10 protein-coding genes are annotated in these 15,491 nt (G+C 71.2%); 7 read left to right on the forward strand and 3 right to left on the reverse strand.

The features are described 5' to 3' along the window. The first annotated feature begins 12 nt into the window (after window positions 1-12). The 3 genes from AC16DP_RS00095 to AC16DP_RS00105 all read left to right on the forward strand — a co-directional run bounded on the left by AC16DP_RS00095 (window position 13) and on the right by AC16DP_RS00105 (window position 8,340). Window positions 13-4,020: a protein kinase domain-containing protein gene (locus tag AC16DP_RS00095; protein ID WP_329727560.1), complete on the forward strand. Its 4,008-nt coding sequence runs from the start codon at window positions 13-15 to the stop codon at window positions 4,018-4,020. Window positions 4,021-4,162: 142 nt separating this feature from the next. Continuing rightward, window positions 4,163-7,315 (forward strand): serine/threonine-protein kinase, encoded by a 3,153-nt coding sequence (locus AC16DP_RS00100; RefSeq protein WP_329727561.1) that lies wholly within the window; start codon window positions 4,163-4,165, stop codon window positions 7,313-7,315. Window positions 7,316-7,596: 281 nt separating this feature from the next. After that, entirely contained in the window at window positions 7,597-8,340 is a 744-nt protein-coding gene (locus AC16DP_RS00105) for a helix-turn-helix domain-containing protein (protein WP_329727562.1), read from the forward strand. Window positions 8,341-8,358: 18 nt separating this feature from the next. Here the strand turns inward: AC16DP_RS00105 and AC16DP_RS00110 are convergent, their stop codons facing one another. From AC16DP_RS00110 to AC16DP_RS00120, 3 genes are all read right to left on the reverse strand, one after another. Next, on the reverse strand, window positions 8,359-9,015 hold the full coding sequence (locus tag AC16DP_RS00110; protein WP_329727563.1) for a hypothetical protein: 657 nt from the start codon (window positions 9,013-9,015) through the stop codon (window positions 8,359-8,361). Between the two features lie 361 nt (window positions 9,016-9,376). Continuing rightward, window positions 9,377-9,715, reverse strand: a complete 339-nt coding sequence (locus tag AC16DP_RS00115) for a hypothetical protein (RefSeq protein ID WP_329727564.1) — start codon at window positions 9,713-9,715, stop codon at window positions 9,377-9,379. 68 nt (window positions 9,716-9,783) lie between these two features. Continuing rightward, window positions 9,784-11,628 (reverse strand): RICIN domain-containing protein, encoded by a 1,845-nt coding sequence (locus AC16DP_RS00120; protein WP_329727565.1) that lies wholly within the window; start codon window positions 11,626-11,628, stop codon window positions 9,784-9,786. Between the two features lie 150 nt (window positions 11,629-11,778). Between AC16DP_RS00120 and AC16DP_RS00125 the strand changes: the two genes are divergently transcribed. The 4 genes from AC16DP_RS00125 to AC16DP_RS00140 all read left to right on the forward strand — a co-directional run bounded on the left by AC16DP_RS00125 (window position 11,779) and on the right by AC16DP_RS00140 (window position 15,474). Further along, a complete protein-coding gene (locus AC16DP_RS00125; RefSeq protein WP_329727566.1) occupies window positions 11,779-12,492 on the forward strand; it encodes a hemerythrin domain-containing protein in 714 nt (237 codons plus the stop codon). A 103-nt stretch (window positions 12,493-12,595) separates the two neighbouring features. Continuing rightward, window positions 12,596-13,120 (forward strand): hypothetical protein, encoded by a 525-nt coding sequence (locus tag AC16DP_RS00130; RefSeq protein ID WP_329727567.1) that lies wholly within the window; start codon window positions 12,596-12,598, stop codon window positions 13,118-13,120. Window positions 13,121-13,294: 174 nt separating this feature from the next. Beyond that, window positions 13,295-14,017 carry an RNA polymerase sigma factor gene (locus AC16DP_RS00135; RefSeq protein ID WP_329727568.1) on the forward strand — a complete coding sequence of 241 codons (723 nt, stop codon included), beginning with the start codon at window positions 13,295-13,297 and terminating at the stop codon, window positions 14,015-14,017. Then, on the forward strand, window positions 14,014-15,474 hold the full coding sequence (locus AC16DP_RS00140) for a serine/threonine-protein kinase (RefSeq protein ID WP_329727569.1): 1,461 nt from the start codon (window positions 14,014-14,016) through the stop codon (window positions 15,472-15,474). The genes AC16DP_RS00135 and AC16DP_RS00140 overlap by 4 nt, the downstream gene beginning before the upstream one ends. Window positions 15,475-15,491: the final 17 nt, after the last annotated feature.

Consider the following 15,491-nt stretch of genomic DNA (forward strand, 5'->3'; position numbering starts at 1 on the left):
CGGGAGAATGCCATGCAAGGTGGCGATGACACTTCTGACAGGCTCGGCAGCATGTCCGGGGAGTCGGACCTGGACGACTCCTTCCTGCGGGAAGTGGCCCAGGTCCCCGTGCCCCTGCGCAGGCCCCTTCCCGGGGAGCGCCTCGGAGGCCTGGATGGCCGCCGCTTCAAGCTCCTCGAGGAGCTGGGCGCGGGCGCCATGGGCCAGGTGCTGAGCGCCTGGGACGAGCAGCTGCGGCGCGAGGTGGCCCTCAAGTTCCTCGTGCCCCGCGAGGAGCTGGCGGGCCTGGCGCTGGCGGAGGCCCGGGCCATCGCGCGGCTGGACCATGAAAACATCGTCCGCATCTTCGACGTGGCCGAGTGGGCCGGGCGCCCGGACGAGCCGCGCATCCCCTTCCTGGTGATGGAGCGCCTGGAGGGCGAGTCGCTCGCCCAGCTCATGCGGCGCGAGCGGCCCACGCTGCGGCGCACGCTGGAGATCATGATGGCCGTGGCCGCGGGGCTGGCGCACGCCCACGAGCACCACATCGTCCACCGCGACCTCAAGCCCAGCAACATCCTCATCACCCGCAAGGGCGGGGTGAAGCTGCTGGACTTCGGGCTGGCGTACCTGCTGGAGCCCACCACCGCGCTGGCGCCCCGGCTGCCCATGGCGGGCACGCCGCCCTACATGGCGCCGGAGCAGTGGCGGGGCGAGGCGTTGGACGAGCGCACCGACATCTGGGCCGCGGGCGTGGTGCTCTACGAGATGCTCACGGGAGAGCTGCCCTATTCGAGCGTGAACCTGGAGGAGCTGCGGGCCCGGGTGCTGTCCTCCGAGCCCGTGCCGCTGTTGCGCGAGCGCCACCCGGAGCTGCCCTGGGAGCTGGAGTCGTTGCTGGCGGTGATGCTGGCGAAGGATCCAGCCCGGCGGCTGCTGTCCGCGGCCGAGCTGCAGGAGGAGCTGCGCGAGCTGGAGGAGCACCTGCGCCCCGGACGCAGGCAGCCGCGGAACGTGGCCCCGCAGCGGCGCCAGGTGACGCTGGTGGCGTGCAAGCTCCAGGGGCTCACCCACCTGGCGGAGGACATGGACGCCGAGGACTTCGGCGAGTGCGAGGCGGCCTTCCACCGTGGCTTCTCCCGGGTCATCCAACAGCATGGCGGCTTCGTCACCCTGTGCATGGGCGACGAGGCGTTGGCGTGCTTCGGCTATCCGGTGGCGCGCGAGGAGGACTCGGAGCGCGCCGTGCACGCGGGCCTGTTGCTGGTGCCCGCCATCCGCGAGGCGCTCGGGGAGCGGCTGCCGTGGAGGGAGCGGCCGGAGTTGAAGGTGCACGTGGGCATCCACACCAGCATGGTGATGCTGGATGACCTGCCGCAGGAGCTGCGGGGGCGCACGCCCGGCATCCAGGGGGAGGCGCCGAAGGTGGCGGCCTGGTTGGCGCTCCAGGCCGGGCCGGACGAGGTGGTGCTCAGCCGCGAGGCCCATGCCCTGGTGCAGCGCGCCTTCGTGACGGAGGCGCTCGGTTCCCGCTCCTACGAGGGCTCGCGCAGCGTCCGGGTGTACCGCGTGCTCGGCGCGCGCCGGACGGTGTCCCGGTTCGACCGGACGCTGGCCGTGGGCGGAGGGCTCACCCCGCTGGTGGGGCGGGAGCGCGAGGTGGCGGAGCTGCTCTCGCTCTGGGAGCGGGCGCGGGCGGGGGAGGGCGGCTTCGTGTTGCTCTCGGGCGAGGCGGGCATGGGCAAGTCCCGCCTCATCCAGGAGCTGCGCGAGCGGATCGGCCGGGAGCAGGCGCTGCCCCTGCGGCTGCAGTGCTGGTCCCAGTTCTCCACCAGCGCCTTCCATCCGCTCATCGAGGCGTTGCAGCGGTTGTGGCTCTCCCCGGAGCGCTCTCCCCAGGAGAACCTGCGCGTGCTGGAGGAGTGGCTCGCGCCGTGGGCGCTGACGCCCGTGCAGGTGGGCGTGCTGGGCTCGCTGCTGTCGCTGCCGGTGGCGGAGTCCTCGCCGCACCTGCGCCTCACGCCGGAGCGGCAGCTGGAAGAGCTGCTGGACGCGCTGGGCACGCTGCTGCTGCGGGTGGCCGCGGCGCACCCGGTGCTCCTGGTGGTGGAGGATCTGCACTGGGCGGACCCTTCCACGCTGCGGATGCTGGGCTCGCTGATGGAGCGGCTGGGGTCGGCGCGTGTCCTGGGCGTCCTCAGTGCCCGTCCCGAGTTCCGCCCGCCCTGGTCCGCACGGCCGGAGTTCCACCGGCTCACGCTGGAGCGGATGTCGGCGGAGTGCACCGTGCGCCTGGCGAAGGAGATGGCCCGGGGCCAGGAGCTGCCCGAGGCCGTGCTGGAGCAGCTGGTGGCGCGCACGGATGGCGTTCCGCTCTTCGCCGAGGAGATGACGCGCATGCTGCTGGAGGGCGGGGCGGCGGCGTCCATTCCGGTCACCCTGCAGGAGCTGCTCCTGGCGCGGCTGGACACGCTGCCGCGGCGCCAGAAGGAGCTGGCCTGGTGGTGCGCCGTGCTGGGCCGCGGCTTCACGCGCGAGCTGCTCCTCACCGTGACGGGCCTGCGCGAGGCCGAGCTGCGCAGGGACCTGGCGGGGCTGGTGGCGGCGGGCCTGCTGCAGCGCTACGAGGAGGCCGCCGGGCCCTGCTACCAGTTCCGCCACGCGCTCCTCCAGGAGGCGGCGTATCAATCCCAGACGCGCGGAGTGCGGCGCGAGCACCACCGGCGCATCGCGCTCGCCCTGGTGGAGCACTTCCCCGGGATGGTGGAGAACCGGCCCGAGCTGCTCGCCCACCATTACACGGAGGCCGGGGAGGTGAAGCCCGCCATCCGCGCGTGGAAGCAGGCGGGCCTGCGCGCCAGCCGGCGCTACGCGAACCAGGAAGCCGTGAGCCACCTCACCCAGGCGTTGAAGCTGCTGCGGAGCCTGCCGGATGCCGCGTCGCTCCTGCCCGACGAGCTGGAGCTGCTGCTGGCCCTGGGCCTGCCGTTGGTGCAGCTGCGGGGCTACCACTCGCCCGAGGTGGCGCGGGTGTACGAGCGCGTGCGCGAGCTCTTCCGGCTGGTGGGCGAGGGCGTGGCCCGGATGGAGCTGCCGTACTGGGGCGCGTACGCCTACTACTTCACGCGGATGAAGTTCCAGGAGGCGAACGAGCTCGCAGAGCTGCTGGTGGGCCTGGGCCGGCGCCAGTCCAACCGGGAGCTGCTGGTGATGGGGCACCGGATGATGGCCACCAACACCTTCACCTGGGGCGACATGCCCACCGCCCTGGCCCACATCGAGCAGGCCCTGGTGCACTCCGAGGAGCCCTCGCTCGAGCACCACCGGGCCCTCGCGCTGAAGCAGACGGTGAACCCGCGGGCGATGGCACTCGTCTTCAGCTCCGTCATCCACTCGGCGCTCGACGAGCAGGAGGTGGCCCGCCGCCATGCACACGAGGCGTTGGAGCTGGCCGGCAAGCTCGGCCATCCCCACACGTGTGCCGGCGTGTTCTCCTACGCGGCCATGGGCGCGCAGATCCGCGGGGATGGCCGGAGGACGCTGGAGTGGGCGGAGCAGGGCATCGCGGTCGCGGGCGAGCACCGGTTCCGGCTCTGGTTGTGGTGGTCCACCCTGCTGAAGAGCTGGGCCCTGGCCGAGCTGGGGCAGGCGGAGGAGGGACTGGCGCTCATGCTCCGGGCGCTCGAGGAGTGGGCGCGCTCGGGCTTCGTGCTCGGGACCCTGCATAACTCCGCGATGCTCGCCGACATCTACCTGAAGCTGGGCCGGGCCGAGGAAGGACTGGCCGCCATCGAGCACGCGCTGACGCCCGAGAAGCTCCGCACGGGTGAGACGAGCTTCGAGGCCTATGCGCATCTGGTCCGCGCCCGGTTGCTGGTGCTGCGCGGCCGGGCGCCGGAGGCGCGCGAGGCGTTCCTGCGGGTCCTGGAGAGCGCTCGCAGGCAGGGCACGCGCATCTACGCGCGGCGTGTCCTGACGGAGTGGGGGCGGTGGCTGGAGCGGCCGGAGCCGCGGCTGGACGAGTCCCTGCCGTACCCCTGAATCATCGCGCTCACGGCACCCGGCGTCCCACCAGCCGCGTGAGGATGTCCTGGAACTCGCCGGGGCCTATGTCAGCCGCTTCCAGGGTGGCCAATCCTCCGCGCCTCGGGCGAGAATGCGGCGGCACATGGGGAAAGAGCGAATGGCGGACAGCCCGATCGACGACAGCATCTGCCCCGAGGAAGGCGCCGTACGCGAGGCCTTGTCGGGACGTTTCCCGGAAGCCGAGGTGGCGCGGTTGCTCTCGCACGCGGAGCGGTGTCCCGCGTGCAGCCGCCTGCTGGTGCGCAGTGGCACCCTCGCCTCGCCGGAGGAGGTGCCCACCCACGTGGTGGCCCCGCCGGCCCCGCTGGCCCAGCCTCCTCCCGAGGAGGTGCTCCCCCGCGGCGCCATGGTGGGCCGCTACATGGTGCTCGAGAAGCTCGGCGCTGGGGGTATGGGCGTCGTGTACGCCGCGTATGACCCCGAGCTGGATCGCAAGCTCGCCCTCAAGCTGCTCCACCCGGGCTCGGATCAGGTGGAGAAGAGCGGCGGCCAGGCCCGGCTGATGCGCGAGGCCCAGGCTCTGGCGCGGCTGGCCCACCCGAACGTCATCTCCCTCTTCGACGTGGGGACGTGGAGCGGGCGTGTCTTCCTCGCCATGGAGCTGGTGGAGGGGCCCACGCTGCGCGACTGGCTCAAGCAGGCGCCCCGCTCCTGGCGCGAGGTGGTGGAGGTGTTCACCGCCGCCGGACGGGGGCTCGCGGCCGCGCACGCCGCGGGGCTGGTGCACCGCGACTTCAAGCCGGACAACGTGCTGATGGGCGGGGACGGCCGCGTGCGCGTGCTGGACTTCGGTCTGGCCCGGCCCGCCTCGGCCGCCGACGAGCCGCTGCCCGCGCCCGCCGCGCTCCCCCTGCCCGAGCGGAGCAGCTCGCCACTGGACACGCCCCTCACCCGCGTGGGCCTCGTCATCGGCACGCCGGCCTACATGGCGCCGGAGCTCTACAGCGGCGGTGTCCTCGACGCGCGCTCGGACCAGTTCAGCTACTGCGTGGCCCTCTACGAGGCCCTCTATGGCGAGCGGCCCCATGGCCGGACGCCGGGCCCGCCCTCCACGTGGCGCACCCCCGAGCCCCCTCGGGACTCCCGCGTGCCCGCCAGCCTGCGGCGCCTCGTGCTGCGCGGGTTGGACCCCAAGCCCGAGCAGCGCTTCCCCTCCATGGAGGCGCTGCTCGAGGCGCTCGGCCAGACGCTGCCGATGCCCCAGCGCTACTGGCTGGTGGCCGCCACCAGCCTGCTGCTGCTGTCGCTCGGCGTGGGGTTGCCCCTCCAGTACCGGGCCCAGGCGGAGCAGCCCTGCCGGGGCGGTGCCCGCCACCTGGAAGGGCTGTGGGACACCGCGCGCAGGGAGTCGCTCGGCAAGGCCTTCCACGCCACCGGCAAGTCCAACGCGGACGAGTCCTGGTCGCGCACGGCCCAGGTGCTGGACACCTATGCCCGGGGCTGGGTGTCCATGCACGCCGAGGCCTGCGAGGCCACCCGCGTCCGTGGCGAGCAGTCCGACGAGGTGCTCTCGCTGCGCATGGCCTGTCTGGAGCGGCGGCTGCACGCGCTCCGGGCCCTCACGGACGTCTACTCCCACGCGGACGCCGCCCTGGTGGACCAGGCCGCCAAGGCCGCCCACTCGCTGCCCACGCTGGATGGGTGCGCCAACGTCGAGGCCCTGCGCGCCACCGTCCGCCCGCCGGAGGAGCCGGCCACGCGCGAGAAGGTGGAGCAGCTGCGGCTGCGGCTCGCCGAGGCGCGGGCCCTCTTCGACAGCGGCCAGTTCAAGCCCGCCCTGGAGCGCGTCCGGACGCTCGCCGGGGAGGCGGTGGCCCCGCGCTACCGCCCGCTGGAGGCCGAGGTGCTCGAGCTGCGCGGGGCCCTGGAGGAGAAGGCCGGGGACTTCCCCGCCTCCGAGGCCACGCTGCGCCAGGCGGTGTGGGCCGCGGAGGCCGGCCGCCACGACGAGGTCATCGCCTCGGCCTCGGCCCGGCTGGTGCGCTCGGGGATGCTGCAGGCCGAGTTCGAGCAGGGCCGCGAGTGGGCCGAGCACACCCGCGCGGTGCTGGAGCGCATGGGCGGGGATGACCGCATCGAGGCCTTCGTCACCAACGCGCTCGGGGCCATCCTCCTGCGCGAGGACAGGATGGACGAGTCACTGGAGCACTTCCGCCGGGTGGTGGCGCTGCGCCAGAAGGTCTACCCGGCCGATCACCCCGAGGTGGCGGCGGGCTTCAACAACCTGGGCGCCGCGCTCACCAAGCTGAACCGGTACGAGGAGGCGCGCCAGCAGCTCGTCCAGGCGCAGGCCATCTACGAGAAGGCCCTGGGCCCCACGCATCCGGAGACGGGCAACGCGCTGCACAACCTGGGGCGCCTGTCGCAGCACCTCGCGGACGACGCGGCGGCCCTGCGCTATTTGCGGGGAGCCCTGACGGCGCGCGAGGCGGGGCTGGGGCCGGAGCACCCGGAGGTGGGGGCCACCTCGGGCTCCATGGCCGTCAGCTACTGCAACCTGCGCCAGTACACCGAGTGCCTCGCCATCTCCGAGCGGGGCCTGGCCATCCGGACGAAGGCCTTCGGGCCCAAGCACACGGAGCTTCCGGCCAGCCTGAGACAGGTGGGGACGGCCCTGGAAGGCCTGGGCAGGAAGCAGGAGGCCCTGGAGCGTTTCCAGCAGGCGCTGCGGGTGGCGGAGTCCCTCGAGACGCCCTATCCCCCGGATGTCATCTTCTCCCGGGTCGAGCTCGCCAAGGCCCTGCGGGCCCGAGGCCGCCGTGCCGAGGCCCTGCCGCTCCTCCAGCGTGCCCTCGCCCTGGCGGAGAAGGAGATGGGCAAGGACGCCGTCGAGACGGCTTCCGCGCTGGAGGGACTGGGCGCCTGGCACCTGGAGGGTGGGCAGCACCGGCAGGCCCTCGCGCATTACCAGCGGGCCGTGTCCATCCGGGAGAAGGACAGCCCGCCGGGGCACCCGGACCTCTTCGAGCCGCTGGTGGGCGTGGGCAGGAGCCAGGTGGCGTTGAACGCACCGGCCGAGGCGGTGGCTCCGCTGGAGCGGGCGCTGGCGTTGGTGGGCTCCCCGCGCATCGCCCCGGAGGATGCGGCGGACCTCCGCTTCCTCCTGGCCCGGGCCCTGTGGGACGCGGGCACGGGGCGGGAGAAGGCACGGGAGCTGGCCACCGGGGCGCGGGAGGTGCTCCTCCAGGCGCACAAGGCTCCCGAGGCCGCCCAGGTGACGGCGTGGCTGGAGGCCCACGGCGGCCCCTGATGCGGGGGCGGGGAGGCGCTCCGGGGGGTTTGGCCGCCTGGCTGCCCTCCCACCGGGGCCGTGCCATTGACAGGACGTCCGTTAAAACGGATATTGCGTTCGTCCGCTACGGCGGACATGGTTCCGCTATCGGAGAGACCCTCTGTCATGAGCTCGGCTGCCGAAGTGATCAACCTCGATGAGTTCCGGAAGCGGCGTGAGTCCAGGCCTTCGTCGACTCGGTCGCCCGCCCCCATGAGCCTCTGGACGCCGGTGTGGGTGTGGGTCATGGTCTGGCCTACGTGAAATCGGTCCGCGAAAACACCCCTCCCACCGGGGAGGAAACAGAAGAGACGGTCCCCGCCGCCAAGGGCCGGGGCAAGAAGAAGGAGCAGGGGGCCAGGAAGGCGGAGGCTCCCGCGCCCGAGGCCCCGGGCTCCGAGGAGGAGTGGGCCTACGAGGTGGCGCACGCGGATGCGTCGACGGACCTGGCGCCCATCGTGGGCCGCAACCTGCGCCGCCTGCGCACGCAGCGGGGCCTGTCCCTGGAGCGGCTGGCCAAGGCGTCCGGGGTGAGCCGGGCCATGCTGGGGCAGATCGAGCTGGGCCAGAGCGCGCCCACCATCAACGTCATCTGGAAGATCGCCCGGGCGCTGGGCATCCCGTTCTCGGCGCTGATCAGCACCACGGCGCAGAGCGGCACGCGGTTGATGCGCACCGCGCAGTCCAAGCGGCTGGCGTCGCATGATGGGAGCTTCAGCTCGCGAGCGCTCTTCCCGTTCGACGAGCCGAGGCGCGTGGAGTTCTACGAGCTGCGGCTGGCGGCGCACGCGGAGGAGCGGGCGGACGCGCACCCGCCGGGGACGATGGAGAATCTGGTGGTGACGGCGGGGACGGTGGAGATCGACCGGGGCGACGAGCACCACGTGCTGGCCACGGGAGACGCCATTCTCTTCGAGGCGGACGTGGCGCACGTCTACCGCAACCCGGGCAACACGGAAGCGGTGATGTACCTGGTGATGACGTACGCGGAGACGGTGGGCTAGTTCCGGCGGCTGCGCTCGCTACGGCTCCAGCATCGCGAGAAGCTGCTCCAACCGCTTTCGGTGGCTGGGCGTGCTCGCGAGCTCGTGCGTGAGATGATTCATGGCCAGGGTCCGAAGCCGGGAAGGGATGCGCTTCCGGTCCGTGGGCGTCAGGCGCTCGACGAGACTTACCCAATCGGAGCGGCATCCCAATCCCTCTCCAAGTGCGGCGAGCTGCTCGAACTCTGAAAGGCTCAGCGTCGGCGGGTCGTCCGCATCCATGATGCGGCTGCAAAGTGTTTCAAACGCAATCGCACGTTCCCCGTGACTCGCGAAGTGGCGAACGTCTTCCATGCCGCCCACGCGCTCCTGGAATGCGTCGCAGAACCGGGACAGTCGTGCGTCCAGCCTGTCGCTGAGGGCTTTCCGGAGACTGGGGGTCTCCAACCGGAACACGCGCTCGGGCCCGCGCGCCCGTGGACTCCAGCCCTGGGCGAGGGCGTGAAGAATCGCCTCACGCACCAGCCAGGGGGAGATGGTCGTGCCATGATCGACCCAGGTCACCATGCGCTGCCCGGGTGAATCCGCGGCCTCCACCACGATACCCAGGCCGGGCTCGTCGCCAGGTGCAACGACCCAGCGGAACCGCGCGCCCTCGACCGTCATCAACCGGGTGCCTTTCTTCGCCAGGCCCATGATGTTTTCTTTCCCCCCTCCAATGTACGCCAGGCGAGACCTGACGGGTCCGCTGGAGTTCGCCTTGGTGGGAGCAGTACCAGGGTCATCGATGCCGGTGGCGGCCTCATCGCGCTGCGCGCCAGCGAATCCGGCCTGTACGTGTCCGCGGACTTGAACCGGGGGGGCCAACGCGCCGCTGTACGCCAGCCGCGCGTCCGTGCTGAAGCTGATCGCGCGGCGGGAGTGGAACAACGGCTACCCGTTCACCTCGGGGCGGGGTACATCGACGGCGCCCTGATGAAGACGGTGACGCGCGCGGAGGTCGAGCGGTATGGACCCTGGGCGTATGACAAGCCCTTCTTGCCTTTCCAGGCACGGGTCAGTGTTTGCCTGGCCCGTCCGGCGGCTGGAAGCCCGGGGCATCCCACGGGAGCCCCTCTCCTGGGCGTGACTTGGGCTGACGCCCCGTCTCCCACGCCTTCGCGAACAGCTGCTCCGTGGGGCCCAGTTGTTCCAGCACCTCGGGGGGGACGGGACCCTCGCAGAGCGCGGCCACGCCCGGTTGCTCGCGCAGCGCCTCGAGCTGTCCGGGCGTACCCCGGACGATGGCGAGGCGAGGGGGCAGGCGTTGTGTCACCTGAAGGGAGGCGGCCACCCGCGACAGCACGTCGCTGGCGCGGGAGACCTCGGCATCGATGATGAGCAGGGCATCCGTCATGGCAGGCCACACCACCCGTGGGCAGCGGAGAAGGGCCGGCGCCGGCTGGCGGCACCCGGCCCGGGTTTTCACCAGTGGGGGACGAGCCACCGCTGGTTGTTTCCGCCGTGCCAGTCGTACTGGATGACGGGGGCGGAGTCGTTGGAGGAGCCATACGCCACGTCGAGCACCTTGCCGCTGTGCCTGGCGACGATGCGCACGTTCCCATCCCCCAGCGGCTCGATGCGGAACCGCTGGTTGTTCCCTCCGTGCCAGTCGTACTGGATGAGCGGCGCCGAGTTGGCCATGGAGGCTCCCTCCACGTCGAGCACCTTGCCACTGAGCTGGGAGACGAAGCGGTAGCAGCCATCGCCGAGCGGCTCGGGCCGGAAGAGCTCATCGGCCCTCCCGTGGTAGGCGAACTGGACGATGTGCGCTCCGCTGCTGGAGGAGGCGCCCTCCACGTCGAGCACCTTGCCGCTGTGCTTCGCCACGATGGGGGCCGTCATCAGCCACCGCTGGTTGGAGCTGCCATGCCAGTCATACTGGATGACGAGCGCGGAGTCGCTGGTGGAGCCATACGCCACGTCGAGCACCTTGCCGCTGTGTTTGGCGATGATGCGCACGTTCCCATCCTTCAGCGGCTCGATGCGGAACTGTTGGTTGTCTCCTCCGTGCCAGTCGTACTGGATGAGCGGCGCCGAGTTGGCCAGGGAGGCCCCCTCCACGTCGAGCACCTTGCCGCTGTGCTGGCAGACGAAGCGGAAGTAGCCCCCGGGGAGCGGATCCGGCCGGAACAGCTGATTCTCTCCGCCGTGGTAGCGGTACTGGATGAGGTGTGCGCCATTCTGGGTGGACGCATTCGCCACATCGAGCGTCTTCCGGCTATGGCTGGCCACCAGGCGCGCGGCCATCCAGCCGAGGTGGGCCGGCGTCACCGTACACATGCTCCAGTCATTGCCCTTCATGATGCAGGGGACGCCGCCCCCGGGAGCGCAATTCTCGCAGTTGGAGTTCGGTTTGCCCCAGCGGCCATGGCTCCCTCCGCAGCTGCAGCCACTGCTCGCGTACTCGTCGGGGCACATGAAGATGTGGCCGGACTCGTGCGCGAAGACCCGGTCGATGTTGTCGGGCCCCCAGCCGTCGTTGTCGTAATGCATCACCAGATACGGCCCCCCGACGAACGCATACGCGAACCAGGACACGGGGTATTTGGTGAAGAAGGCGCAGTAGGTCCACCGCGTCTGGAATTGCTGGCGCAGATGCTCGATGTACTGGGTGACACCCTCCCCCGAGCCCGGGTAGCCGAGCGAGACCATGGCGGGATTGCGCCACAGCCCCTCGAGGTCGGGCGCGTTCGGATCGGGCGCCACGTTCAATTGGACGAGCTGGATGTCATACGTGAAGGAGAGCCCGGCCGCCGGGTAGGTGCCGGCGTAGTAGGAGAGCCCGTTCTGCACCTCCGCGACGACCTTCGCCTGCTCGGCCGCGCTGAACTGCAGTCCGCCGGGCCCCCCGACGATGACGACCCCCACGGCGACGCTCCCCTCCAGGTAGGCACTGGTCGGCCCGGCCAGGGCTCGCAGGGCCCTCACCTGATCGGCCTGGGGTGTCCTCGCGCAGCCTCCCGGGGGGAAATTCCAGGGTTGGCCCTGGCGCGGCCGCTGGCTCTTGGCCTGGGCGTACGCGGGAGAGCTCCTCAGCTGGAAGGCCGCGAGGCCCAGCGCTTCGACAGGGGAGAGCCGCGCGCGTGTCCCCGGGTCGAGCGGCCCCTCTTCTTCTTCACGCGCTCCCGGCAGCGGCTCGACAATCCGGACGCGGTCGCCATAGCGGTGCAGCACCCGCCCGGTCTCCTGCCCGTCGATGGCCTTCCTCGGTGTCCCAGGTGCTCCTTTGACGAGCAACCTCTCCTGGATGGACAAGTCCCCAGCCATGTCTCCCTCGCTTTCTCCTCATTCGAGCAACACGCCACGTCACGGCGGCTATTTTCGCCGCCGTGTGCGTCCGGTGGTGGGCACTGGCCTCGGGGGACGATGGCGGCGCGTGACGGGGACGACAAGCTGGGCCCTCTTCCGGAGGTCCACATGTCCCGAGACGCCAGCCGCCGCCTGTTCCTCTCGATGACCTCGCTCATGGGAGCGGGGCTCGTATGGGGTGAAACCGCCGGTGCCGCCCCTCCCTCCCGGGGCAAGGAGAAGAAGGAGAAGTCCGAGCCCGCCGAGGTCAATGCCACCGAGGACCTCATGCGCGAGCATGGGGTCATCCGCCGCACGCTGCTCGTCTACGAGGCCTGCGCGAGTCAGCTCGGCACCGGGAGCCCGCCGCGCGCGGACGTCCTCGCTTCCGCCGCGAACCTCATCCGCCGCTTCGCCGAGAACTACCATGAGCGTCTGGAGGAGGAGCAGGTCTTCCCCCGCCTGGAGAAGGCCGGGAAGCAGGGCGAGCTCATCCGGGTGCTCCGGGAGCAACACGCCGCGGGGCGCAAGCTCACCGACGGCATCCTGAAATCCGCCACCCCCGTCGCGCTCCAGGACGCGGGGCGGAGGCAGGCCCTGGCCTCCTCGCTCCAGGCGTTCGTGCGCATGTACCAGCCGCATGCCGCGCGCGAGGACACCGAGCTCTTCCCCGCGTTCCATGCGCTCTTCGCCGAGGCGGAGTTCCACGAGCTGGGCGAGCGCTTCGAGGAGCAGGAGCACCAGATTCTGGGCGCTGGCGGCTTCGAGAGCGCCGTGGCGGAGGTGGCTCAGCTGGAGACGGCGGTGGGCATCCACGACCTCGCCGCGTTCACCGCCCGCTGAGCCGGGTGGAAACACGAAGAGCCGGCGGGCCCGTGGGGCGCGCGCCGGCTCTCGTGCTTCAGGCCCTCGAGGGCCCGGGTGCTACTTCGCGGTGCACATCATCATGGGCATGCCGTTGCACATCATCATCATCGGCATCCCCATGGCCATCATGGAGTTCATCGCGTCACAGCACTCCTTCATCATCTCCATCTGGCCGGCCTCCATGGGCATCATCCGGCACATCATGCCGTCCTTGCCCATCTCACAGGTCATCCGGGCCATCATCGGCATGCGCATCATCATGGGCATCATCATCGGCATGCCGCCCATCATCGGATTCATGCCCATCATCCCGCCCATCATCGGGTTCATGCCCATCATCATGGGGTTCATCCCGCCCATCATCGGCATGGGCATGGGCATGGGCATGGGCATCATGCCGCCCATCATCGGGTTCATCCCGCCCATCATCGGCATGGGCATCATGCCGTTCATCATCGGGTTCATGCCCATCATCGGCATCTGGTTCATGCCCATCATGGGGTTCATTCCGGACTGCATCGGCATCGGCATCTGGGAGGCAGGCGTCATGGTTCGTCCTCGTGCGGGTGTGACTGGGAGTGCTGCTTCGGGGGCGGGAAAGTAGAGAGTGGGGTTGTCCCGGACAACGCGGTGAGGACTTTTCCTCCAGTGAAACGGAGGCGCTGCTCCAGGCGGCGGAGAAGGCGTGTCCGGCAGAGAGCAGTGCCCGGCGCGGATGTGCACTCCCGGTCAGCGCCCCCCCGAGAAGGTCATCCCGGAAGTGCGCTAGAACGGACTCATGAGCGCAGATCCGCGAGAGGAAGGGCCGGGCACCTTCCCACCCACGCGCTGGACCCTCATCCGGTCGGCACGGGCCTCGCCGGAGGCCCGCCGCGCGGCGCTCGAGTCGCTGCTGCGCACCTATTGGCGCCCGCTCTACGTCTTCATGCGCCGCCAGGGGCTGGACGCCGAGCCCGCGCGCGACGCCGTGCAGGATCTGCTCGTGCGGCTGTTGGAGCATGACTTCCTGGAGCGGCTGAACCCCGAGAAGGGCCGGCTGCGGGGCTACCTGCTGACGGCGGCGCGCAACCACCTCGTGCACCGGCATGAGCGGGAGAGCGCCGCGAGGCGCGGAGGGGGCGTGGCACCCATGCCACTGGACTTCGAGCTGGCCGAGCGCATCGCCTCGGAGGACGCGCGGGGCCCGGACGAGGCCTTCGAGCGGGAGTGGGCGGCGAGTGTCATGGAGCGGGCGCTGGCGAGGCTGAAGGAGGAGTTCGAGAGTGGGGCGCGCAAGGGCCCCTTCGCGCTGGTGCTCCAGTTCTTCCGTCCCGGCGAGCCGCCGAGCTACCGGGAGGCGGCGGAGGCGCACGGCATGTCGCTGCCACAGCTCAAGACGTTCCTGCACCGGGCGCGGGTGCGCTACCGCGAGCTGGTGCGCGAGGAGGTGGCGGACACGGTGGGAGGGCCCGAGGAGGCGCAGGCCGAGCTCGCCGAGCTGCTCCGGGTGTTGAAGCGATGAGCGCCGAGGCGAGGAGTGTCCGGTGTCCACGCTGCGGCACGCCCGGGGTGGGCGGGCGCCTGGCGGTGTGTCCGGGCTGCCTGCTGGACGAGGACGTGGAGGATCCGGGGCGGATCGGCTCGTTGGAGCTGGAGGAGGAGATCGGCCGGGGAGGGATGGGCCGGGTCTTCCGGGCGCGGCACGTGCGGTTGGATCGGCCGGTGGCGGTGAAGTTCCTGGCGGGGGAGGGGGCCTCCAGCGCCGAGGCACAGGCCCGCTTCGCCCGGGAGGCGCGAGCGCTGGCGCTGTTGGACCATCCGAACATCGTCCGGGTGCACGACTTCGGCGACGAGGAGGGTGAGCGCTTCCTGGTGATGGAGCTGGTGGAGGGCCGGTCGCTGGCGGAGCTGCTGCCCATGGCTCCGGCGGAGGCGGTGCGGGTGGTGCTCCAGGTGTGCGACGCGCTGGCCTACGCGCACGAGCGCGGCGTGGTGCACCGGGACATCAAGCCGGCCAACGTGCTGGTGGCGGACGACGGCCCGGTGAAGGTGACGGACTTCGGGATTGCCCGCATCGTGCGGCAGGAGGGCCCGCGCGACACGCTCACCGCCGCGCACGCCGTGGTGGGCACGCCCGAGTACATGGCACCCGAGGCGCTCGCCGGAGCGCCGCCGGATCCGCGCATGGACGTGTACGCGGTGGGCGTGCTGCTGAACGAGCTGGTGACGGGCCGGCCACCGGTGGCGGGGGCGCCGGCGCTGACGGGGGCGCTGGGTGCGGTGGTACGGCGGGCGGTGGCGCTCGAGCCCTCGCGGCGCTACGCGAGCGCGCGGGCGTTGGGCTTGGATTTGAGGCGGCTCGCGGATGGAGCGGAGGAGGCGGCGCTGCCTCCGGACGAGGCCATCTGGCTGCGCGCGGTGGCGGTTCTGCAGGCGGTGGCGAGCGCGCTGGTGCTCTGGGCACTGGTGGTGTCGGTGACGCCGCGGGTGGTGGCGCCGCACGAGTTGGATCCACTCACCATGCAGCCCGCGGCCCGGCTGGCGGATGGCCGGTGGGTGACGCGGGCGCGCTTCGAGACGGGCCCGATTCTGGGAGCGGTGGCGGGGCTCGCGGTGGCGCTGGCGGCGTATGGGCTGCTGCGCAGACATTGGCGCCACGAGGGCCTGGACGCGCCCGCGCCGGAGGTGCCGCTGCGCGAGGGCCGGAGCTTCCTGGGAGTGGCGTCGGCCTGTTCAGGGCTGTTCGCCCTGCGGGGCGTGCTGGAGTGGGGCGCGGGAATCTCCATGCCGCCCTTCATGCCGCTGGTGGGAGGGCTGCTGGAGTTGTCGGCGCTGTACCTGCTGTGCGTCTCCATCCTGGAGGCCTGGCGGCGCCAGCGCCCGCTCTCCCGCGAGCCGATGCTGTGGGCGGGGCTGGTGCTGATGCTGACCCCACCGGTGCTCGAGTTCGGCATGTACCTGTGGCGCTGGCAGCCTTGAGGAGCGAGGCTGTGCGA

It is taken from the genome of Archangium sp., assembly GCF_057119385.1.